Origin of the sequence: Pectobacterium artocarpous (genome assembly GCF_046159765.1) — a bacterium.
Taxonomy (GTDB): domain Bacteria; phylum Pseudomonadota; class Gammaproteobacteria; order Enterobacterales; family Enterobacteriaceae; genus Pectobacterium.
Genome location: NZ_JBJXVK010000002.1, coordinates 133,797 through 156,475, shown reverse-complemented (window position 1 = coordinate 156,475; position 22,679 = coordinate 133,797). Strand labels below are relative to the sequence as shown.

Annotated in this window: 18 protein-coding genes; 4 read left to right on the top strand and 14 right to left on the bottom strand. The window is 53.1% G+C overall.

Annotated features, from left to right (window positions below):
• Positions 1-61: 61 nt before the first annotated feature.
• The 10 genes from murG to mraZ are packed head-to-tail and all read right to left on the bottom strand — an operon-like array spanning position 62 to position 11,089.
• A complete protein-coding gene (gene murG / locus ACKQAD_RS01750; RefSeq protein WP_409158558.1) occupies positions 62-1,153 on the bottom strand; it encodes an undecaprenyldiphospho-muramoylpentapeptide beta-N-acetylglucosaminyltransferase in 1,092 nt (363 codons plus the stop codon).
• Positions 1,150-2,352 (bottom strand): cell division protein FtsW, encoded by a 1,203-nt coding sequence (gene ftsW, locus ACKQAD_RS01745; RefSeq protein WP_409158557.1) that lies wholly within the window; start codon positions 2,350-2,352, stop codon positions 1,150-1,152. The genes murG and ftsW overlap by 4 nt, the downstream gene beginning before the upstream one ends.
• Positions 2,352-3,668, bottom strand: coding sequence for a UDP-N-acetylmuramoyl-L-alanine--D-glutamate ligase (murD, locus tag ACKQAD_RS01740; protein WP_409158556.1), 1,317 nt, complete (start codon positions 3,666-3,668; stop codon positions 2,352-2,354). Before murD ends, ftsW begins: the two co-directional genes overlap by 1 nt.
• Positions 3,669-3,671: 3 nt before the next feature.
• Positions 3,672-4,754 carry a phospho-N-acetylmuramoyl-pentapeptide-transferase gene (gene mraY / locus ACKQAD_RS01735; RefSeq protein ID WP_409158555.1) on the bottom strand — a complete coding sequence of 361 codons (1,083 nt, stop codon included), beginning with the start codon at positions 4,752-4,754 and terminating at the stop codon, positions 3,672-3,674.
• Complete coding sequence (murF, locus tag ACKQAD_RS01730; RefSeq protein WP_409158554.1) at positions 4,748-6,109, bottom strand: UDP-N-acetylmuramoyl-tripeptide--D-alanyl-D-alanine ligase; 1,362 nt, start codon at positions 6,107-6,109, stop codon at positions 4,748-4,750. Before murF ends, mraY begins: the two co-directional genes overlap by 7 nt.
• Positions 6,106-7,593: a UDP-N-acetylmuramoyl-L-alanyl-D-glutamate--2,6-diaminopimelate ligase gene (gene murE / locus ACKQAD_RS01725; protein WP_409158553.1), complete on the bottom strand. Its 1,488-nt coding sequence runs from the start codon at positions 7,591-7,593 to the stop codon at positions 6,106-6,108. The genes murF and murE overlap by 4 nt, the downstream gene beginning before the upstream one ends.
• Positions 7,580-9,343 carry a peptidoglycan glycosyltransferase FtsI gene (locus ACKQAD_RS01720; RefSeq protein ID WP_409158552.1) on the bottom strand — a complete coding sequence of 588 codons (1,764 nt, stop codon included), beginning with the start codon at positions 9,341-9,343 and terminating at the stop codon, positions 7,580-7,582. Before ACKQAD_RS01720 ends, murE begins: the two co-directional genes overlap by 14 nt.
• Before the next feature lie 23 nt (positions 9,344-9,366).
• A complete protein-coding gene (ftsL, locus tag ACKQAD_RS01715; RefSeq protein WP_180741529.1) occupies positions 9,367-9,687 on the bottom strand; it encodes a cell division protein FtsL in 321 nt (106 codons plus the stop codon).
• Positions 9,684-10,628 carry a 16S rRNA (cytosine(1402)-N(4))-methyltransferase RsmH gene (rsmH, locus tag ACKQAD_RS01710; RefSeq protein ID WP_409158551.1) on the bottom strand — a complete coding sequence of 315 codons (945 nt, stop codon included), beginning with the start codon at positions 10,626-10,628 and terminating at the stop codon, positions 9,684-9,686. Before rsmH ends, ftsL begins: the two co-directional genes overlap by 4 nt.
• Positions 10,629-10,630: 2 nt before the next feature.
• On the bottom strand, positions 10,631-11,089 hold the full coding sequence (gene mraZ, locus ACKQAD_RS01705; protein WP_015841733.1) for a division/cell wall cluster transcriptional repressor MraZ: 459 nt from the start codon (positions 11,087-11,089) through the stop codon (positions 10,631-10,633).
• An 890-nt stretch (positions 11,090-11,979) separates the two neighbouring features.
• Here mraZ and ACKQAD_RS01700 point away from each other — a divergent pair.
• Entirely contained in the window at positions 11,980-12,417 is a 438-nt protein-coding gene (locus ACKQAD_RS01700; protein WP_409158550.1) for an L-alanine exporter AlaE, read from the top strand.
• Positions 12,418-12,506: 89 nt separating this feature from the next.
• On the opposite strand, the gene cra is transcribed toward ACKQAD_RS01700, so the two are convergent.
• From cra to ACKQAD_RS01680, 4 genes are all read right to left on the bottom strand, one after another.
• The gene (gene cra / locus ACKQAD_RS01695; protein ID WP_409158549.1) at positions 12,507-13,511 is read right to left on the bottom strand and encodes a catabolite repressor/activator; all 1,005 of its coding nucleotides are present in this window, start codon (positions 13,509-13,511) and stop codon (positions 12,507-12,509) included.
• Between the two features lie 271 nt (positions 13,512-13,782).
• Positions 13,783-14,274: an acetolactate synthase small subunit gene (gene ilvN / locus ACKQAD_RS01690; protein ID WP_409158548.1), complete on the bottom strand. Its 492-nt coding sequence runs from the start codon at positions 14,272-14,274 to the stop codon at positions 13,783-13,785.
• A 2-nt stretch (positions 14,275-14,276) separates the two neighbouring features.
• On the bottom strand, positions 14,277-15,995 hold the full coding sequence (gene ilvI / locus ACKQAD_RS01685) for an acetolactate synthase 3 large subunit (protein ID WP_409158547.1): 1,719 nt from the start codon (positions 15,993-15,995) through the stop codon (positions 14,277-14,279).
• A 361-nt stretch (positions 15,996-16,356) separates the two neighbouring features.
• Positions 16,357-18,162 carry an AMP-dependent synthetase/ligase gene (locus ACKQAD_RS01680; protein WP_409158546.1) on the bottom strand — a complete coding sequence of 602 codons (1,806 nt, stop codon included), beginning with the start codon at positions 18,160-18,162 and terminating at the stop codon, positions 16,357-16,359.
• Between the two features lie 416 nt (positions 18,163-18,578).
• Here ACKQAD_RS01680 and leuA point away from each other — a divergent pair, with 416 nt between their 5' ends.
• Genes leuA through leuC form a run of 3 tightly spaced genes read left to right on the top strand, consistent with a single transcriptional unit; the run spans position 18,579 to position 22,671 of the window.
• Positions 18,579-20,177 carry a 2-isopropylmalate synthase gene (gene leuA / locus ACKQAD_RS01675; protein WP_409158545.1) on the top strand — a complete coding sequence of 533 codons (1,599 nt, stop codon included), beginning with the start codon at positions 18,579-18,581 and terminating at the stop codon, positions 20,175-20,177.
• Complete coding sequence (gene leuB, locus ACKQAD_RS01670) at positions 20,177-21,268, top strand: 3-isopropylmalate dehydrogenase (RefSeq protein ID WP_409158544.1); 1,092 nt, start codon at positions 20,177-20,179, stop codon at positions 21,266-21,268. The genes leuA and leuB overlap by 1 nt, the downstream gene beginning before the upstream one ends.
• Positions 21,269-21,270: 2 nt before the next feature.
• Positions 21,271-22,671: a 3-isopropylmalate dehydratase large subunit gene (gene leuC, locus ACKQAD_RS01665; protein ID WP_409158543.1), complete on the top strand. Its 1,401-nt coding sequence runs from the start codon at positions 21,271-21,273 to the stop codon at positions 22,669-22,671.
• The last annotated feature ends 8 nt before the right edge of the window (positions 22,672-22,679 follow it).

Sequence of the window (22,679 nt, the reverse complement as noted above, 5' to 3'; positions counted from 1 at the left end):
TTATTCTATCGCTACCTTGTAGCGCCGTCGCACAGCCTTGTGTCCGACAACGTTGTATTAATTAACCATGAGCCACATGCGTGGCCCGACTGCCTGCCGCTGCACTGACTTCCACCGCAACCCGTTCGGTTGCATTTGGAATCGCCACTGCGCGGGCTTTTTGCGCCATTGTTAGCAAGGTTGCGCGGTCCCAACCGGACAGCACCTCACTAACAGCCTCCACGCTGAACTGTGGCTGCTCAATAATTTTTGCCGCGCCTGCCTTTTCCAAGGGCAACGCGTTCCAGTACTGCTGCCGATCTTTATGCTGGAACGGGACAAACAGTGCTGGTAGCCCAGCCGCCGCAATTTCACTGACGGTTAATGCGCCGGAACGGCACACCACAACATCCGCCCAAGCGTAAGCTGCCGCCATGTCATCAATAAACTCGGTAATCTTGTGCTGCGTCTGTCCAACATCCTGATAGGCCTGCTGAACGGTTGATAACGCGCCTTTGCCGACCTGATGCCAAATCGTCACGCGATCGCCCAGTTGTGCAGCCACGCCGGGTAGCGTTTGGTTCAGCACTCTCGCGCCCTGACTACCACCGACAACCAGCACCCTCACAGGGCCTGAGCGATCGGCTAATCGTGTTTCCGGCGTAGACAGCGCCAGCACATCGGTTCTGACCGGATTCCCCACCACATCGGCGTTGGGAAATGCGCCCGGAAACGCCTGCAATACTTTTTTGGCAATGTGGGATAACCAGCGGTTGGTCAACCCTGCGATCCCATTCTGTTCATGCAGTACGACCGGAATGCCACACAGCCAGGCAGCCAAACCGCCGGGGCCGGAAACGTAACCGCCCATGCCAAGCACCACATCAGGCTGGTAGCGGCGCATAATTGCCCGCGCCTGGCGCACGGCCTGAAAAATACGAATCGGCGCGCTTAACTGCGCCAGAATGCCTTTACCACGCAAGCCAGAAATACGGATAAAATCAATTTCGATACCATGCTTAGGCACCAAATCGGCTTCCATACGATCCGCCGTACCTAACCAGCGAACCTGCCAGCCCTGCGCCATCAGGTGATGCGCAACCGCCAGCCCGGGGAAAACATGCCCGCCCGTACCGCCAGCCATCACCATCAAACGCTTGCCTTCGCCACTCATCGGGCACCTCTCGTAAACGCCTGCGCTTTCGTCAGACGCGTTTCAAAATCAATGCGTAACAGCAACACAATCGCCGTCGACATAATCAGCAAACTGGAACCGCCGTAACTGATCAACGGCAACGTCAGCCCTTTCGTCGGTAGCATCCCCGCTGCCGCGCCTACGTTCACCAGCGTCTGGAAGCTGAACCAAATGCCGATCGAACACGCCAGAAAGCCCGAAAAGCGCTGATCGATCTCCAGCGCTCGCTTCCCGATAGACATCGCACGAAAAGCGACGAAGAATATCATTAACAACGCCAAAACCACACCGATATAGCCGAGTTCTTCACCTAAAATAGAGAAAATGAAATCGGTATGCGCCTCCGGTAGGTATTCCAGTTTCTGTACTGAATTCCCCAGCCCTTGCCCCCAGAATTCACCGCGCCCAAATGCCATCAGGGACTGCGTTAGCTGGTAGCCGCTGCCAAACGGATCGTCCCATGGATTCCAGAAAGACGTCACACGCCGCATACGGTAAGGCTCAGCAATAATCAACAGGCCAACGGCAAACACGCCACAGCCGATGATCGCCAAAAACTGCCACATTTTGGCACCAGCCAGAAACAGCATCGCCAGCGTCGTAATAAACAGTACAACGACAGTACCGAGGTCAGGCTGCGCCAACAGTAGAACCGCCAAGACCACCATCACGCCCATCGGTTTGCAAAAGCCCCAGAAGTTATTTCTCACTTCTTCAACTTTGCGCACCATGTAGCTGGACAGGTAGCAAAACAGCGCCAGCTTGGATAATTCCGCAGGCTGAATACGCAACGGCCCCAGTGAAATCCAACGCGATGCACCGTTGACGGAGCTTCCCACCGCCAGCACCACCAACAGCATAACCATCGCAAGCAATAACAGCACCGGGCTGTAGCGTTGCCATATCTCCATCGGGATACGCAGCGTGACTAACGACAAGCCAAATGCCAGGCCGAGATAAATCGCATCGCGCTTCGCAAACAGGAACGGGTCGCTGGCAAGACGCTGCCCGACAGGCATGGAAGCCGACGTCACCATCACAAAACCAATCACGGCCAGCCCGAGCGTCAACCACACCAGTGTTCTGTCGTAGAGCACCACGCTCAGCGTATCGCTTTCGCGCGTTCCCATAACCCAGTTCTTGACGCGTTCGATAAACGCCAGCCCAGAGAATCGCATCAGCCTAGCTCCTCAGCCAGACGAGCGAATTCATCGCCTCGCTGTTCAAAACTGCGGAACTGGTCCAGACTAGCGCAGGCTGGCGACAGCAGCACCATATCGCCCGATTTGATGCGTTCGGCAATAACGCGCATCGCCTGTTCCATCGTTTCTGTTTGTTCAGCAATTTCAGGGCGTAACGCAGCCAGTTGCTGTCCATCGCGACCAAAACAATACAAACGAATATGTTCACCCTGTAAATACGGCACCAGCGGCGAGAAGTCGGCAGATTTACCATCACCGCCTAACAGCAGGTGCAGCGTGCCTTCGACTGTCAAACCGCTTAATGCGGCCTCAGTGCTGCCCACATTGGTGGCTTTAGAATCGTTAATCCACCGCACGCCGTTACGCTCAAAAGCCATTTGAAAACGGTGAGGCAGCCCGGTAAATGCCGTCAATGCTGTCAAAGCAGAAGCGCGCGGAATCTTCACGGCATCAGCCAACGCCAGCGCTGCCAATGCATTCGTGTAGTTGTGTTGCCCGACGAGCTTGATTTCACGAGTGTTAAGCACACGTTCACCGTCCACCCGCAGCCAGGTTTCGCCCTGCTGACGATTAAGATGATAATCGCCAACATCGACGCCAAAACTGCGGCAGCGCGCATCCGCACCACGAATCGGCATGGTCAGCGCATCGTCAGCGTTTACCACACACAAATCCGCGTGTTCATAAATACGTAATTTCGCTGCCCGATACTGCTGGAGACCAAACGGATAACGGTTAGTGTGATCTTCCGTGACGTTCAGAATGGTTGCCGCTGCCGCGTGCAGGCTACTCGTCGTTTCCAGTTGGAAGCTCGACAGTTCCAACACATAAAGCTGAACGGGCTGCTCAAGCAGTTGCAGCGCGGGGAGACCAATATTACCGCCAACGCCCACCTGCCAGCCTGCAGCACGCGCCATTTCACCGACCAGCGTCGTCACCGTGCTTTTACCGTTAGACCCCGTAATCGCCACAATCGGCACCTGAGCTTCACGGCAGAACAGCTCAATATCGCCGACGATTTCAATGCCAGCGTCGGCAGCGTCACACAGAATCGGCGTTGCCAACGCTACTCCGGGGCTGGCGACGATCAAATCCGCGCTCATCAGCCAGTCTTCGTGCAGACTACCAAGGTGTCGTTCTACCTGCTCCGGTAGCTTATCCAGACCCGGCGGACTAATACGGGTATCCACCACGCGGGGTACCACACCACGCGCGAGAAAGAAATCAACACAGGAGAGCCCGGTCAGACCCAACCCGATAATGACGACTTTTTTACCCTGATAGTCCACCATGTCTTACCGTACCTTCAGCGTTGCCAGGCCAATCAGCACCAGCATCAACGAAATAATCCAGAAGCGCACAATCACACGCGGTTCCGGCCAGCCCTTAAGTTCATAATGATGATGAATTGGCGCCATGCGGAAGATCCGCTGCCCGCGCAACTTAAAGGACCCGACTTGCAAAATCACCGACAGCGTTTCAACGACGAAGACGCCGCCCATAATCACCAACAAAAACTCCTGACGCAGCAGAACCGCGATAGTACCCAACGCGCCGCCTAGCGCCAGAGACCCGACGTCTCCCATGAAGACCTGCGCCGGATAGGTGTTAAACCACAGGAACCCAAGCCCCGCGCCCACAATCGCGGTACAGACGATCACCAACTCACTGGCATGACGGATATACGGAATATGCAGATAACCGGCAAAATTCATGTTCCCCGTTGCCCATGCAACCAGCGCAAAGCCAGCGGCAACAAATACAGTCGGCATGATTGCCAAGCCATCAAGACCATCCGTCAGGTTTACGGCATTACTGGTGCCGACAATCACAAAGTAAGCCAGCGCAACATAGAGCAGACCCAATTGTGGCATCACGTCTTTGAAAAACGGCACAACTAGCTGCGTGGCTGGCGTATCTTTACCGATGGCATACATAGTGAAAGCCACCACGAGCGCAATCACTGACTGCCAGAAATATTTCCAGCGGGCAATCAGCCCTTTAGTATCCTTACGGACCACTTTGCGATAATCATCAACAAAGCCAACCGCACCGTAGCCCGCTAACACAAGCAGTACGCACCAGACATACGGGTTAGACAGATTCGCCCACATCAAAACGGAAGCAATAATCGCCACCAGGATCATCACGCCCCCCATCGTTGGGGTGCCGCGCTTGCTGAAATGTGATTCAGGCCCTTCGTTACGCACCACCTGACCAATCTGCAAACGTTGCAGCCAGGCGATCATGTGCGGCCCCATCCATAAAGAGATAACCAATGCGGTCAGCAGGCTGACAATGGCGCGAAACGTCAAATAAGAAAAGACGTTAAAGCCGGTATAAAGTTTGGCCAAATGTTCGGCCAGCCAGACTAACATTGCGCATTCTCCTGTAATGCATGTACAACCTGCTCCATCGCAGCACTGCGTGAGCCTTTAACCAATACGCTGATGACGGTATGTTCTGACATCAGCACCTTCAAACGTGAAACCAGTTCGGCTTTATCCTGAAAATGCTCACCATTGCCGCTGGCAATGCTAATCAATTCACTCAACGTTCCCACACTCAATACGCGATCGATGCCCGCAACCCGGGCCGCTTCGCCCACCTGACGGTGGCATTCTGGCGCGTCATGCCCCAGTTCGCCCATATCACCAACGACCATCACACGGTAGCCGGGCATTTCCGCCAGTACTTGTGCAGCCGCCGTCATGGAACCCACATTGGCGTTGTAACTGTCATCCAGCAGCAGCTTGTCTTCAGACAGAGCAATCGGGGACAGCCGTCCCGGCACCGCCTGAAGCTGAGATAACCCAGTTTTAACAGCTTCCAGCGTCGCCCCGACTGACATCGCCAGCGAAGCCGCCGCCAGTGCATTCGAGATGTTATGCCGACCCGGTAAAGGCAGTAGAACCTGCGTTTCACCAAATGGCGTGTGAAGCGTGAAACGCGAACCTTGCGCTAAAATCTCTACGTCGCTGGCAAAAAAATCGATATCGCAAGCGGCCTGCGGCGAGAAACGCCAGACGGTTTTATGATTCAGCATGACCTGCCAGTGCGGAAAATCATTGCTGTCTGCATTCACGATCGCCACGCCGTCTGCTGGCAAACCGACAAAAATCTCACCTTTCGCCTGCGCCACACCGGCTAGTGAACCAAAACCTTCCAGATGCGCAGCGGCTAAATTATTGACCAGCGCGCTTTCCGGTCGCACCAGATCGGTGGTATAGGCAATCTCACCAATATGATTTGCCCCCAGTTCAATTACCGCAAACTGATGTTCCGCCGTCAGACGTAGCAGCGTGAGCGGTACACCGACATCGTTGTTGAAATTACCGGCGGTATACAGCACGGAACCACACTGGCGCAGAATCGCCGCCGTCATCTCTTTAACCGACGTTTTGCCGGAAGAACCGGTCAGTGCGACGACACGTGCCGTCGACTGCTGGCGAACCCATGCCCCCAATTGCCCCAAAGCCAGACGCGTATCGCTCACCAATAGCTGCGGCACATCGACAGGTAAGTGCTTACTGACTAACAAAGCCGCCGCGCCGCCCTTCACCGCCTCCGCAGCGTAATCATGTGCATCAAATTTCTCGCCTTTCAGCGCCACAAACAGACAGCCAGACGCCAGCTTACGTGTATCGGTTGAAACATCTTCAATATCAATGCTTTCACCCATCAGTTGCGCATTCAGCACCGTGGCAAGCTGTTGCAAGGAGACGCGAATCATGCAATCACCCCCAGCAGACGGGCAACGGTGATACGATCGGAGTAATCAAGACGCTGATTACCAACCAGTTGATAGTCTTCATGCCCTTTGCCTGCAACCAGCACCACGTCATTTTCCTGAGCCTGCATGATCGCACTGGTCACTGCCTCAGCACGTCCGTGAATCACCTGAACCCGCCCGGCATCCAGCAGCCCAGAGAGAATATCGGAAACAATGGCCTGAGGTTCTTCACTACGCGGGTTATCATCCGTCACCACTACGCGATCGGCCAGTTGTTCTACGATGCCACCCATAAGTGGGCGCTTACCTTTATCACGATCGCCGCCGCAGCCAAACACGCACCAGAGCTTCCCCTGACAGTGCAAACGTGCCGCTTCAAGCGCTTTTTCCAGTGCGTCCGGCGTGTGGGCGTAATCAACGACGACCGTTGGTTTTCCTTCAGCATGGAAAACTTCCATGCGGCCACATACAGGTTGCAGTTGAGATCCCGCGATGATCAATTTGTCGAGCGGATAACCGAGAGACAGCAGCGTTGCCAGCGCCAACAGCATATTGCTGACGTTAAACGCGCCCATCAGGCGACTTTCGATTTCGCCGTGCCCCCAGCTTGACTCGAACGCAATCGTGGCCCCGTTGTCGTGATAATCAATCTGTGTCGCCTTCAGCCAGCGCCCACGGCAGCCTGGGACCAGATTGTTTTCCATGGTGACAGCAACGGCATCCGGCAGCTTCGCCAACCAGCGCAGCCCGACCTCATCATCGGCGTTGATAATCATCTGCCCCACGCGATGCTCGGCAAACAGCGCCCATTTGGCCACTTCATAGCTTTCCATATCGCCGTGGTAATCAAGATGGTCGCGGCTCAGGTTAGTGAATACGGCCGCCGCAAACGGCAACGCGGCTACGCGATGCTGCACCAGTCCGTGAGAAGAGACTTCCATCGCGGCAAACGTCGCGCCTTGTTCTATCAGTTGGCTCAACACCTGCTGAACATCAACGGCGGATCCCGTCGTATTTTCTGCCGGAATCGCCCGGCCTAATAGGCCATTGCCTACGGTGCCCATCACGGCGCTAGTTTCGCCCAGCGCCTGGCTCCACTGCGCCAGAAGCTGAGTCGTCGTCGTTTTTCCGTTGGTTCCCGTTACCCCAATCAGCTGTAATTTTTCCGCCGGCTGCTGATAAAAACGCCCCGCCAGCGCGGAAAGCCGCTGGTTCAGATTACTGAGATAGACCACTGGTACACCGTGCATTTCGCGAACAGTGCCATCAGCGGCCTCACCTTCTGCTTCGGCAACGATCGCTGCTACGCCTTGCGCAATTGCCTGCGGAATATAGCGCCGTCCATCTGTTTTATGCCCGACAATCGCGACAAACAGATCCCCGGCAGCCGCAATGCGGCTGTCTAATGTCATTTCCCGCAGCGCGCGCGCCGGAGTGTCTTGCACCCACGGCGCAAGTAAATCGCGCAAATTACGATCTGCCACCTGATCCCTCTTCTCTATTAATTACAAATTCGTTTTTATCACCCGTCGGCAACGCATCCGGTTCGATATTCATCGTACGCAGAACGCCGCCCATGATGGCACCAAAGATTGGCGCAGAAACCGCACCACCGTAGTATTTCCCTGCCTGTGGATCGTTAATCACAACAACCAGAGCAAAACGTGGGTTACTGGCTGGTGCCACACCCGCCGTGTAGGCAATATATTTGTTGATGTATTTACCATCCGGGCCGACTTTCTTGGCCGTACCCGTTTTAATCGCGATACGGTAACCTTTGATGGCCGCTTTGGTACCGCCGCCGCCAGGCAGCGCAACGCTTTCCATCATGTGCACAACAGAGCGCACCAATGCTTCAGGGAAAACACGCTCGCCGGGGACCGGTGGATCAACTTTCGTAATCGACAGCGGGCGATAAATGCCGAAACTGCCGATCGTGGCATAGACTCGCGCTAACTGTAACGGTGTTACCATCAGCCCGTAGCCGAAAGAAAAGGTGGCCCTCTCTATGTCAGACCACCGTTGTTTTTGAGGGTATAAGCCACTGCTTTCTCCGACCAACCCCAAATTGGTCGCTTTTCCTAATCCAAAGCGCGAGTAAGTATCTACCAACGCAGAGGAAGGCATCGCTAACGCCAGTCTGGAAACACCGACGTTACTCGATTTCTGCAGCACGCCCGTCAGCGTCAATTCGCTGTAGCGCGCCACGTCTTTGATTTCATGACCATTGACATAGTAAGGCAGCGTATTGAGCACACTATTTTCTTTGATGACACCGCGCTGCAGCGCCGTCATCACCACCATCGGTTTCACCGTAGAACCCGGCTCGAAGATATCGGTGATGGCGCGGTTACGCATAATCTCTTTCGGCGTATCCGCCAGATTGTTCGGGTTATAAGACGGGCTATTCGCCATCGCCAGCACTTCACCGGTATTCACGTCGACCAATACGGCCGTGCCTGACTCGGCTTTATTAAAGGCAACTGCGTTGTTAAGTTCGCGGTAAACCAGCGCTTGCAAACGCTCATCAATACTCAGCGCCAGATTATGTGCAGCCTGACTATCAACAGAGGAGATATCTTCAATCACGCGGCCAAACCGGTCTTTACGCACGGTGCGTGCACCGGGTTGCCCGGTCAGCCAGCGATCAAAGCTTTTCTCTACCCCTTCAATGCCTTGTCCATCGATATTAGTGAAGCCGATAAGGTGAGAGGTCACTTGCCCGGAAGGATAATACCTGCGAGATTCCTGCCGCAGATTAATGCCCGGCAGTTTCAGTTTATGGACGTATTCGCCAATGGCAGGATTCACCTGACGCGCGAGGTAAACAAAGCGCCCTTTCGGGTTAGCATTGATCTTCGTGACCAGTTGATCCAACGGAATATCAAGTGCGTCAGAAAGGGCTTTCCAGCGCGTATCCAGTGTAATACCGCCACGATCGTTCACTTCTTTAGGATCCGCCCAAACGGCATTCACCGGTACGCTGACAGCCAACGGGCGACCCGCGCGATCGCTGATCATACCGCGCGCCGTTGGCACTTCCTGTACGCGCAGGGAACGCATATCCCCTTCGCGCACCAGTTTGTCTGGGTTGATCACCTGAAGGTAAGCCGCACGAGCCATTAGGCCAAACATCGCAAGCAGAATACAGCCGCAAAGCAACGCAAAACGCCAGCTCACAAAGCTGGCTTGATCTTCCTGGCGCTTTAACTTTCCTGTTCGGGCTGCTTTCATGCTTAGCTGGTTGCCTATTTAGTTCATTGCTTAACCACAATGTTTTCCTGTGACGGATCGACATGCCCCATTTGCAGTTTTTCCGTCGCGATCCGCTCAACGCGGCTATGATCCCCAAGTGAGTTCTCTTCCAGGATCAGATTTCGCCATTCGATATCCAACGCATCACGCTCGAGCAGAAGCTGCTCACGTTCCGCCGTCAGCAAACGCGTCTTATGTGCTGTTGTCACCACAAAAACGGCAGAAACCAGTACGGCAATCATCAGCAACATCGGCAGCTTTGCATTACGCAGCAAGTCCTCACCGATGACGCCAACCAGAGTATGCCGTTCATTACCGATCATGCTGATAACCTCTCAGCGAACCGCAGCACGGAGCTACGCGCACGCGGATTTTCTGCGATCTCTGCTTCAGAAGGCATCAGTTTCTTTCCAACGGCTTTTAACGTCGCCCCCCCCTGACTACGCAACTGCGCTTCCGTTAACGGCAAGCCAGCAGGCACCTGTGGCCCACGGCTCTGATGGCGAATAAACCGTTTCACGATACGATCTTCTAACGAGTGGAAGCTGATAACCGACAGACGTCCCTGCGGAGCCAGTACGCTTAACGCACCTTCTAGCGCACGCTCGATCTCTTCCAGTTCGCTGTTGATGTAGATGCGGATCGCCTGAAAACTGCGCGTCGCCGGATGCTTATGTTTTTCTCTCACTGGGCTAGCGGCGGCGATCAATTCAGCCAGCTCTTTTGTCCGCGTCATCGGCTCAATGCGATTACGCTCTACAATCGCGCGGGCAATACGCTTGGCAAAACGTTCTTCACCGAACGTTTTCAAAACCCAGACAATGTCATCCGCTTCCGCTTTCATCAGCCATTCGGCAGCAGATAAGCCGCGTGTCGGATCCATACGCATATCCAGAGGGCCATCGCGCATAAATGAAAACCCACGCTCAGGGTCATCAAGCTGTGGGGAAGAAACGCCAAGATCGAACAGAACACCGTCGATCTGCCCGGTCAGGCCAAGTTCTGCAACATACTCCGCGATGGCGGAAAACGCCCCGTGAATAATAGAGAAACGAGGATCGTCAATCGCTTTAGCAGCTTCAATAGCCTGAGGATCGCGATCGATAGCTAACAGACGTCCTTCCGGCCCCAGTTGGGAGAGAATCAGACGAGAGTGACCACCACGGCCAAATGTGCCGTCGATGTATATGCCGCCGCTGCGAATGTTCAGGCCATTTACGGCCTCATCCAACAGGACGGTGGTATGTTTATAATTTTCCAGCATGACTATAGCGATAGGTCCTGCAACCGATCAGACAAGGGTTCCTGAGTCGATTGTTCAGCGTCAATATCATCCCTGACCTGTTGATACCAAGTCTGTTCATCCCACAGCTCAAACTTGTTGAACTGCCCGACTAGCATCACTTCTTTTTTAAGGTCCGCATGCTGCCTTAACGTATTCGCAATCAACAAACGCCCTGCACTATCCATTTGGCACTCGCTGGCATGCCCTAATAACAAGCGCTGAACGCGGCGTTCAGCGGGGTTCATGCTCGATAAGCGAGACAGCTTTTGTTCAATGATTTCCCATTCAGGTAAGGGATAAAGCAGCAGGCACGGCTGATGCAGGTCAATGGTGCAAACCATTTGACCTTGCGATTCCCCGTTCAGCATTTCCCGGTATCGGGTAGGCACAGCGAGGCGCCCTTTACTGTCGAGGTTAACCAGCGTAGCCCCACGAAACATACCTGAGTTACCTCTTCATCACCTTTTTCACCACTTTACCCCACAAATTCCCACCTTTAAGAGTGTACGGAGGGTATGAAAACCTTGTCAAGCCAGAGCTGGCGCGCTTTGGGATTATTCCTGAGTGAATTGAGGCCGGCATAGAGGTAAAAGGAATAAGGGGGCAAAATTAACGAAGATTAACGTCATGATAATTTGAGAAAAATTCATAACAGAATGGGAGGACTACAAACATATCGCTATTCACTACAGCGTCTCGATTATTTTTATTGTCAGAAGCTGATACCAAAGACAACGGTTTTCAGAATTGTCTTACTCACCCCGTATATCCTGAATACCAAGGCCTACGTGAGCCCGAAGAAGCATACCGCGCAATTGACTGTGGCTCAATGTCACATTTTTAACATCAGCCTCATCAATTTTTGATGAATCAACCGATTTACCTGACTTAATACTCCGTCGAACCAACCATTATGGTTTCCTGAAAAGAAACTCAGGCTCTGAAAGTGGGATCGCACAACGTGTATCACTTATCCTCCCAAGAGAAGCATGAGGGGGGTGTCACAAGTAGCCCTTTTTATCGGTCATTTACTCACCTCCTTTAAAGCTTTAATGCCATTACCTCCTCGCGGAAACGCCTCCCCCTGAAAAATCATAACAATCTGTTTTTAAAAAATTTTAAATCTCTTGTCGCGATAAAAAAACGAGAAACTTATCGGATAGACATAAAGTAGCGGGAAAGTATAAAAAACGCTCACAAATAAATGTTTTTACCTAGTACAAAGCCAATAACTCAGTGATGTAAACTACACAAACAAAATAATGCATGACAAAAAACCATGCAAAATCATTACACCAGTTTATCCGCCCTAAGAATGGAGCAGCCCGGTATGTTTTCCCCGACGTCACGATTGCGAAGCGCCACCGCAGATACCTTTGCGCTCGTTGTCTATTGTTTCATCACTGGTATGGCAGTAGAAATCATGCTTTCCGGGATGAGCTTCGAGCAATCGCTGTCTTCACGTTTACTGTCTATTCCCGTTAATATTGCCATTGCCTGGCCGTACGGGCTGTATCGCGATCGCGTGTTGAATATAGCCAGACGTCACGGTGGTGAGCATTTTCTGGTGCGTAGCGTTGCCGATCTGTTTGCCTATGTCAGTTTCCAATCTCCTGTTTACGCCATCATTCTCTGGTCTATCGGGGCAAATCCCGCACAAATCCTGACAGCTGTTACCAGTAATCTGGTGATATCAATGGTGACAGGCGTGATATATGGTTATTTCCTGGAATATTGCCGTCGGCTATTCCGCGTGGCATTGCCATAAAAGCGAAGTAAGAGTGAGTTGAGATTGAGTAGTAGCGAGTAGACCAGAAGAAGCGCCATAGTCATCTATGGCGCAGAAAGGCCGAGAGATTACACGCGACTCAGTGAGCCACGACGGTACAGGTTACGTCGAATACGATTTAAACCGGGCTTCGGCCTTTTCGGCTCATCCAGACTGGCCAACACCAGCTCCAGTACGCGTTCTGCGACTTCACGATGGCGCTGAGCGACAGACAATACCGGGCATTCCAGATAATCCAACAGTTCATTATCCCCAAAGGTCGCGATAGCCAGATTATTCGGCAAACGCCCGTTAATCTTCAGGTTGACGTCCATCACCCCTTGCAATAGCGGGAATGAGGTCGTGAACAGCGCTTCAGGCATAGGGTTATTTTTCAGATAATCCATAAATGCGGCAGCGGCGGCTACGCGTTCATAGCTATTGGAGTAAAGATAATTCACCTCACGCGGATCGCCCGCCCACGCCTGACGGAACCCTTGCTCACGCAAGAAGCTAACAGAAAGCTCAGGCAAAGCACCAAGATACAATACCGATTTCGCAGGCACTTTCCGTAATTCCTGCGCCAGCATTTCGGCATCTTCAAGATCGGCCCCGACCACGCTGGTAAAATGCTCGCGATCTAACGCCCTGTCCAACGCAATTATCGGCAGGTTGCCGTTTATCCAGCGCTGATAAAACGGGTGCTCGGGGGGTAATGCGGTAGAAACGATAAGAGCGTCAACCTGACGTTGTAACAGATGCTCAATACAGCGCATCTCGTTGTCCGGCTGATCTTCTGAACACGCGATTAATAACTGATAGCCGCGCTGTCTGGCCTGACGCTCCAGATAATTGGCAATGCGTGTATAGCTGGTATTTTCCAGATCGGGAATAACCAAACCAATTGAACGTGTGCGTCCGGCACGTAATCCAGCCGCGACGGCGTTGGGATGATAATTGTGCTCCCTGACGACAACCATGACTTTCTCAACGGTCTTATCGCTCACGCGATATTGTTTTGCTTTCCCGTTAATAACATAACTGGCTGTCGTGCGTGAAACACCCGCAAGACGCGCGATTTCATCCAGTTTCACGGTAACCCCTTAGTAGGCCGGAAAATAAATAGGCCGGATAAATAATAAATAGTGCGATGACCATAAAATCATCATGGATATGGCGTAGATCTAACAGCAGAAGCTTTTGTACGGCAACTGCTTTTATCACGTTACCCGCATATTTCAAGCTGTCATAGCAATAATGGACGTCTTTTAACCTGAAATATATTGCGCCTATATAAGATAAGGGAAATAAAAAGGCCCAATACTATTATCGGGCCTCTGAAAGGAAAAAGCAGCGAAAAGTCGATTAACGCATGATTTTATCGCCGCGTGATACACCGACGATCCCGGAGCGTGCTACTTCAACAATTTCGGCCACTTCACGCACGGCGCTGAGGAAGGCGTCCAGTTTATCGCTGGTGCCGGCAAGCTGTACGGTGTAAAGCGAGGCAGTAACATCCACAATCTGACCACGGAAAATATCGGCGCAGCGTTTCACTTCTTCGCGACCATATCCTGTGGCTTGCAGCTTCACCAACATGATTTCACGCTCAACGTGCGGCCCCTGCCCCAGTTCACTGACGCGCAGAACATCCACCAGCTTGTGCAGTTGTTTTTCGATTTGCTCCAGCACTTTCTCATCGCCTACCGTCTGGATCGTCATACGAGATAGTGTAGGGTCTTCCGTTGGTGCCACCGTCAGGCTTTCGATGTTGTAGCCGCGCTGGGAAAACAGGCCGACGACACGTGACAAGGCGCCTGATTCATTCTCAAGTAATACTGATAAAATCCGCCGCATGATCAGGTCCTCTCCGTTTTGCTCAACCACATTTCATCCATCGCCCCACCGCGAATCTGCATGGGGTAAACATGCTCGCTGCTGTCGATGTTGATATCAACAAACACCAGACGATTTTTCTGCGCCAGCGCCTGCGACAGCTTACTTTCCAGTTCGTCCGGCGTACCGATAGAAATCCCGATGTGGCCGTACGCTTCAGCCAGCTTGACGAAATCCGGTAGCGATTCCATGTAAGAACTGGAGTGACGGCCAGAGTAAATCATGTCCTGCCACTGTTTCACCATACCGAGGAAACGGTTGTTCAGGTTAATCACAACAACGGGCAAATCATATTGCAGCGCCGTAGAAAGCTCTTGAATATTCATCTGAATACTGCCGTCGCCCGTGACGCAAATGACCGTTTCTTCCGGCAACGCGAGCTTGATACCCAATGCCGCAGGCAAGCCAAAACCCATCGTACCCAGCCCACCGGAGTTCACCCAGCGGCGCGGTAAATCGAACGGATAATACAGCGCAGCAAACATCTGGTGCTGACCAACGTCCGATGCCACATAGGCTTTACCTTCCGTCAGTCGGTGCAGCGTTTCAATCACCGCCTGCGGTTTAATCTTGTCGCCTTCGGTGCTGTATTTCAGACAGTGACGCCCACGCCACTGTTCGATACCCTGCCACCAGTCGCGCAGCGCATCAAACTGCTGCGGTGCGCCATCTTGTTCCAGTAGCTCCAGCATCAGGCTAAGCACCTGTTTAGCATCGCCAACGATAGGGATATCGGCATTTACCGTTTTGGAAATCGACGCGGGATCGACATCAATGTGCAGTACGGTCGCATTCGGGCAATACTTCGCCAGATTGTTCGTCGTGCGGTCGTCGAAACGCACCCCTACGGCGAAAATCACATCGGCGTGATGCATTGCCGTGTTGGCTTCATACGTCCCGTGCATCCCCAGCATACCGAGGCACTGACGGTGCGTGCCGGGAAAACCACCCAATCCCATCAAAGAAGTGGTCACCGGCAGATTAAGTTTTTCCGCCAGCGTCAGCAGTTCTTCGTGACACTCCGCATTAATCACGCCGCCGCCGCTGTAGATAATCGGTTTTTTTGCCGCCAGCAGCGTTTGCAGCGCGCGACGAATCTGGCCTTTGTGCCCCTGAACCGTTGGGTTATAGGAACGCATGCTGACGCTTTCAGGATAAACGTACGGCAGCTTATTCGCCGGGTTCATGACGTCTTTCGGCAGATCGACCACCACAGGCCCAGGACGGCCGGTTGATGCCAGATAAAACGCTTTTTTCAGGATCGTCGGGACATCTTCCGCTTTCTTGACCAGAAAACTGTGCTTAACGATAGGCCGGGAAATCCCCACCGTGTCGCACTCCTGAAAGGAATCATAACCAATCAGCGAAGTGGCAACCTGACCGGACAACACCACCATAGGAATGGAGTCCATATATGCAGTAGCGATACCGGTAATGGCGTTGGTCGCACCGGGACCGGACGTGACCAGCACGACGCCGACCTCACCCGTCGCCCGCGCATAGCCATCAGCCATATGTACTGCACCTTGCTCATGCCGCACCAAAATATGCTCGATACCGCCAACCGTATGCAGGGCATCGTAAATATCCAGCACCGCACCGCCCGGATAACCGAACACATGTTTTACGCCCTGATCGATCAACGATCGGACCACCATTTCGGCGCCTGACAACATCTCCATGGGTTTGCCTCTTTTGTTCAGAAAGCGGAATCCGCTTCTGTATTGACCGGGGAAAATCCCCGCGCTTACGTTGTGTTAATACGGTTAATTTTTAGTACAAGAAGACGAAATATTATAGGGATTGCTAATAACCCATTAACATAACGCCAGATTATGACGCAGACAAACGGCAAAAAACCACCGCCCGTAATCAGGCGTTGGAGAAATCACAGGCGAGGGAAAAAGGATCTGAGATAAAATACTAACAGGAAACCCTCAGACCTGAGAGATCGTCCATAAAAGCCATAAATTACAGAGTGAAATATTGAGGCCGACAACCACATTTCTTTTCAGGAAACGCGCTTCTCAGCCTACGACAGCATCAAGACTCTGCGTACATCGCATCAATTTCCAACTGATAACGCTGGTTGATGATCTTTCTGCGCAGTTTGAGCGTTGGCGTCAGTTCCCCTTCCGCCATCGAAAACGGCACAGGCAGCAGCGTGAATTTCTTCACCTGCTCAACGCGGGAAAGCTCCTTCTGCATCTCCCTCAGGCGCTGTTCGAACAGCTCGATAATATGGCTGTGGCGCAGCAGTTCCAGACGATCGTGATACTTCAGGTTGATAGAGTGTGCATATTCTTCCAGCGCCTCGAAGCAGGGAACAATCAGCGCAGACACGTACTTACGCGTGTCAGCAATAATCGCAACCTGTTCAATAAAACGATCCTGCCCCAGCGCGCCTTCCAGATGCTGCGGTGCGATATATTTACCGCCCGAGGTTTTCATCAGATCTTTCAGCCGCTCGGTAATAAACAGGTTACCGTTGGCATCCAGTTCCCCCGCATCGCCGGTTTTCAGCCAGCCGTCTTCGGTAAAGGTCTCTGCGGTTTCCTGCGGACGGTGGAAATACCCCCGCATGATGGTAGCACCGCGTACCTGAATCTCTTTTTCCTCGCCAATGCGGACCTCAATGCCCGGCAGCGGCGTACCAATAGAACCTAAGCGGAAGCGGCCTTCTTCCCAGCAGGAAACCGTCGCGCAGGTTTCAGTCATACCGTAGCCATAGATGATGCGAATCCCGATCGCGCGGAAAAACAGAATGATGTTGTCATCCAGTCGCGCGCCTGCGGCTGGCATAAAGCGGATCTCGCCTCCCAGAAGCTGACGCAATTTCCCTAACACCAGACGATCGGCATAGCGATGCATCACGCGGCGGACGAACCCCACCTTTTTTGCTGCCTGACTCGCCAGAAAGACGTGCCGCCCCTGCATCACCGCCCAGTTGAATAGCCGCTGACGATACCAGGGAGCCTGCGCCACTTTTTCATGAATTGCGCTGTAAACTTTCTCATAAAAACGCGGTACGGCACACATCACGGTAGGCTTGACCGCCTGCATCGCATCACGAACCAGATTCGTGTTGCTGAGATACACGTTCTGGGCACCACGATGCATAATGACAAAGCTCCACGCGCGTTCAAATACGTGAGAAAGCGGTAAGAAACAGAGCGATACATCGTTTTCCGACATATCCAGGCGATCGTCGTGCAGCTTAAGCTGCATCGCCATGTTGGTGTAATCCAGCATGACACCTTTCGGTTCTCCGGTGGTGCCAGAGGTATAAATCAGCGTAAACAGATCGTTGAGATCGCGACTGTCGATGCGCTTTTGCCATTCGTCACGCCAGAAATCGTCTACCGCCTGCGCTTCAAATTCCTGCAGAGATTGCGCAATGTCGCTACCACGCAGGTTAACGCCTTCATCCATCACGATGATATTTCGCAGTTGCGGACAGGTATCACGCAGTGCCAGCAACGCATCCAACTGCGCCTGACCGCCGACGAATATCGTACGAATATCCGCATCATTGATGATGAACGCCGCCTGTGCCGCCGTATTTGTGGCGTAGATAGGTACACTAATCGCCCGCAGGTGCAGCAATGCCAAATCGGCCAGCGACCAATTCATCGAGTTATAAGAAAAAATGGCCACCCGCTCCTGAACATCTACGCCCAGCGCTAAAAGCGCGCTGGCAATGCGCTGAATACGCTGTCCGGCCTGTGTCCAGGTGAGCTGTTTTTCGCCTGCAGGCGACCACTCGCGCAGCGTAATACGACCTGCGCAGTGATTGATCTGATCTTGAACCCGGTGCACCACATGATAGGGCTGTAAATGATTAGTCATCTGTAAAAGAATTTATAAGGGAAGTGAATTCGACAGCGTTTCAGCGTACAGCTGTACATTATTTGGATTTGGCGTGCAGTCTACCGTCATTGTTCAAAACCGCAACGTTCTTTCGTGCATTCGCCGCTGGCTATCGCTGGTTTACTTGACGCACATCACACCAATCAAACGTTGACATATCCCTGATAATCGCGTACCAATAAAGCAACACCGAATTTTAGATGACGAGACACTATGTTCAACTTTACTGTCCTACTAAGCCTACTACTAAACGCATCCTTCTTGCGCGGTAGGTTTGTGGGCAGAGTTCAGAACTAAGTTTCTCGCCACACGATAAAAAAACCCGCGCTGATGCGCGGGTTTTTTTTTACTCGCCGAGCGCCAAGTACAAGTAGACACGACAAGGAACTAAACCGATGAGCGAGCAAGTCATTATTTTTGATACCACATTACGCGATGGTGAGCAGGCTTTACAGGCAAGTCTGAGTGTAAAAGAAAAGCTGCAAATTGCTTTCGCCCTGGAACGTATGGGCGTTGATGTCATGGAAGTGGGCTTTCCTGTCTCCTCCCCTGGCGACTTTGAATCCGTTCAGACCATCGCCCGCAACATCAAAAACAGTCGTGTATGCGGCCTGACCCGCTGTGTCGAAAAGGACATCGATGTCGCCGCAGAAGCGCTGCGTGTCGCAGACGCTTTCCGTATTCATACGTTTATCGCGACCTCACCAATGCACATCGCCACCAAGCTGCGCAGCACGCTGGACGAGGTGATCGAACGCGCCATCTACATGATCAAACGCGCACGTAACTACACAGACGATGTCGAATTCTCATGCGAAGATGCGGGCCGTACCCCAATTCCAGACCTGTGTCGTGTGGTTGAGGCCGCCATCAACGCCGGTGCCCGCACCATCAATATCCCGGATACCGTCGGCTACACCATGCCGCATGAGTTCGGCAACATCATCTCCTCTTTGTACCAACACGTTCCTAATATCGATAAAGCCATTATTTCTGTTCATACCCACGACGATCTGGGTTTGGCTGTCGGCAACGCCATGGCAGCCGTTCACGCAGGGGCTCGTCAGGTAGAAGGCACCTTGAACGGTATCGGAGAACGTGCGGGTAACTGTTCACTGGAAGAGGTCATCATGGCGATCAAAACTCGCCATAACATATTGAATGTCCACACCAATATCAATCATCAGGAAATCTACCGCACCAGCCAGTTGGTCAGCCAGATTTGTAATATGCCTATCCCCGCCAACAAAGCGGTCGTGGGGGCCAATGCCTTCGCACACTCTTCCGGTATTCACCAGGATGGCGTGCTGAAGAACCGTGAAAACTACGAAATCATGACGCCAGAATCCATCGGCCTGAAAGAAGTGCAGTTGAACCTGACTTCCCGTTCTGGCCGTGCCGCCGTGAAGCACCGTATGGAAGAGATGGGCTATCAGGACAGCGATTACAATCTGGACGATCTGTACTCCGCCTTCCTGAAACTGGCGGATAAAAAAGGTCAGGTCTTTGATTATGATCTGGAGGCGCTGGCCTTTATCAACCGCCAGCAGGAAGAGCCTGAGTTCTACAGTTTGGACTATTTTAGCGTTCAGTCCGGTTCCAGCGTGATGGCAACCGCCTCTGTCAAACTGGTTTGCGGCGAAGAAACCCAGTCAGAAGCTGCAACAGGTAATGGCCCCGTCGATGCCGTTTATCAGGCAATCAACCGCATTACGGGTTATCAGGTTTCGCTGGTTAAATACCAACTGACCGCCAAAGGCCAGGGTCGTGATGCGCTGGGTCAGGTTGATATCGTTGCGGATTATCAGGGCCGTCGTTTCCACGGCGTCGGTCTGGCAACAGATATCGTTGAATCTTCCGCACAGGCAATGGTAAATGTATTAAACAACATCAAACGTGCTCAGCAGGTAGAAAAAGAAATTCAACGTCTGCAACAGCACAATAGCCAACAACAAAACGATAGCAAACAACAAAACAGTCAGGAAACAGTGTGATGACAAAGAGCTACCATATCGCCGTTTTACCCGGAGACGGCATTGGCCCGGAAGTAATGGCACAGGCCCATAAAGTACTGGACGCGGTACGTCAGCGTTTTGGCATCCGCATTACCACCAGCGAGTATGACGTTGGCGGTATCGCCATTGACCGTCAGGGCACGCCGCTGCCACAGGCGACCGTCGCAGGCTGTGAGCAGGCCGATGCGATTCTGTTCGGTTCCGTGGGCGGCCCGAAATGGGAACACCTGCCACCGGCAGAGCAGCCGGAGCGCGGTGCGTTATTGCCTCTGCGTAAACACTTCAAACTGTTCAGCAACCTGCGTCCTGCTCGTCTGTATCAGGGACTGGAAGCGTTTTGTCCGCTGCGTAGCGACATCGCGGCGAAGGGCTTTGATATCCTGTGCGTCCGCGAACTGACGGGGGGAATCTACTTCAGCCAACCAAAAGGGCGTGAAGGGAGCGGCCAGTACGAGCGCGCTTTCGATACCGAGGTGTATCACCGTTTCGAGATTGAGCGCATCGCGCACATCGCGTTCGAATCTGCCCGCAAACGTCGCGGCATCGTGACGTCGATCGACAAAGCCAATGTGCTGCAAAGTTCGATCATGTGGCGTGAGATCGTTAATGAAGTCGCCAAAGCCTATCCAGATGTGAAGCTGTCCCACCTGTATATCGATAACGCGACGATGCAATTAATTAAAGATCCGTCTCAGTTTGACGTGATGCTGTGTTCTAACCTGTTCGGTGACATTCTGTCCGACGAATGCGCCATGATTACCGGTTCAATGGGCATGCTGCCTTCCGCAAGCCTGAATGAGCAAGGTTTTGGCCTGTACGAGCCTGCTGGCGGCTCCGCGCCGGATATCGCCGGTAAAGACATTGCCAACCCAATTGCACAGATTCTGTCTTTGGCGCTGCTGCTGCGCTACAGCCTGGGTGCGGATGATGCCGCAAATGCGATTGAAAAAGCGGTGAATACGGCACTGGCAGAAGGCTACCGCACCGCTGATCTGGCCAACACCAGCGACGCGATCGGCACCAGTGAAATGGGCGACGTGATTGCGCGTTTCGTGGCGCAAGGGGCATAACCATGGGTAAGACGTTATATCAAAAGTTGTACGATGCGCACATCGTTCATGAAGCGCCGAACGAAACACCGTTGCTGTACATCGATAGGCATCTGGTACACGAAGTGACTTCCCCGCAGGCGTTCGATGGTCTGCGTGCGATGGGTCGTAAGGTTCGTCAACCGGGGAAAACCTTTGCGACCATGGACCACAACGTGTCCACGCAGACCAAAGACATCAATGCCAGTGGAGAGATGGCCCGCATTCAGATGCAGGAATTAATCAAAAACTGTGCAGAATTCGGCGTTCAATTGTATGACCTGAACCACCCTAATCAGGGTATCGTTCACGTTATCGGCCCAGAACAAGGGATGACGCTGCCGGGTATGACCATCGTCTGCGGTGACTCCCACACCGCAACGCACGGCGCGTTTGGTTCACTGGCTTTCGGTATCGGTACATCGGAAGTAGAGCATGTGCTGGCGACGCAAACCCTGAAACAGGGTCGCGCCAAAACCATGAAGATTGAAGTCACTGGCGATGCCCCACACGGCATCACCGCAAAAGACATCGTGCTGGCGATCATCGGTAAAACCGGTAGCGCAGGCGGCACCGGTCACGTCGTTGAGTTCTGCGGTAAAGCTATTCGTGCACTGAGCATGGAAGGCCGTATGACGCTGTGCAACATGGCTATTGAGATGGGCGCGAAGGCGGGTCTGGTCGCACCGGATGAAACCACATTCAACTACCTGAAAGGCCGCCAGTTTGCGCCGAAAGACGCCAACTGGGATGCAGCCGTTACCTACTGGAATACGCTGAAATCGGATGATGACGCGCAGTTCGATACGGTTGTCACGTTGGAGGCCGCTCAGATCGCACCGCAGGTCACCTGGGGTACCAATCCCGGCCAGGTTATCGCCGTCAATCAGGAAATCCCTAACCCAGATTCTTTCAGCGATCCGGTAGAGCGCGCCTCTGCCGCCAAAGCGCTGGCTTATATGGATCTGCAACCCGGCATCAAACTGACCGACGTGAAGATCGATAAAGTTTTCATTGGCTCCTGCACCAACTCGCGCATTGAAGATTTACGTGCTGCGGCAGAAATCGCCAAAGGGCGCAAAGTCGCCGCTGGCGTACAGGCTATCGTTGTACCCGGCTCCGGCCCGGTAAAAACCATGGCGGAGCTGGAAGGGCTGGATAAAGTGTTCATCGAAGCCGGTTTTGAGTGGCGCTTACCGGGCTGCTCCATGTGTCTGGCGATGAACAATGACCGTCTGAACCCTGGCGAGCGTTGCGCCTCAACCAGCAACCGTAACTTTGAAGGCCGTCAGGGACGCGCGGGTCGCACCCATCTGGTCAGCCCGGCAATGGCTGCGGCTGCCGCGGTGACGGGTCGCTTTGCCGACGTCCGCGAGTTGAATTAAGAGAGAAA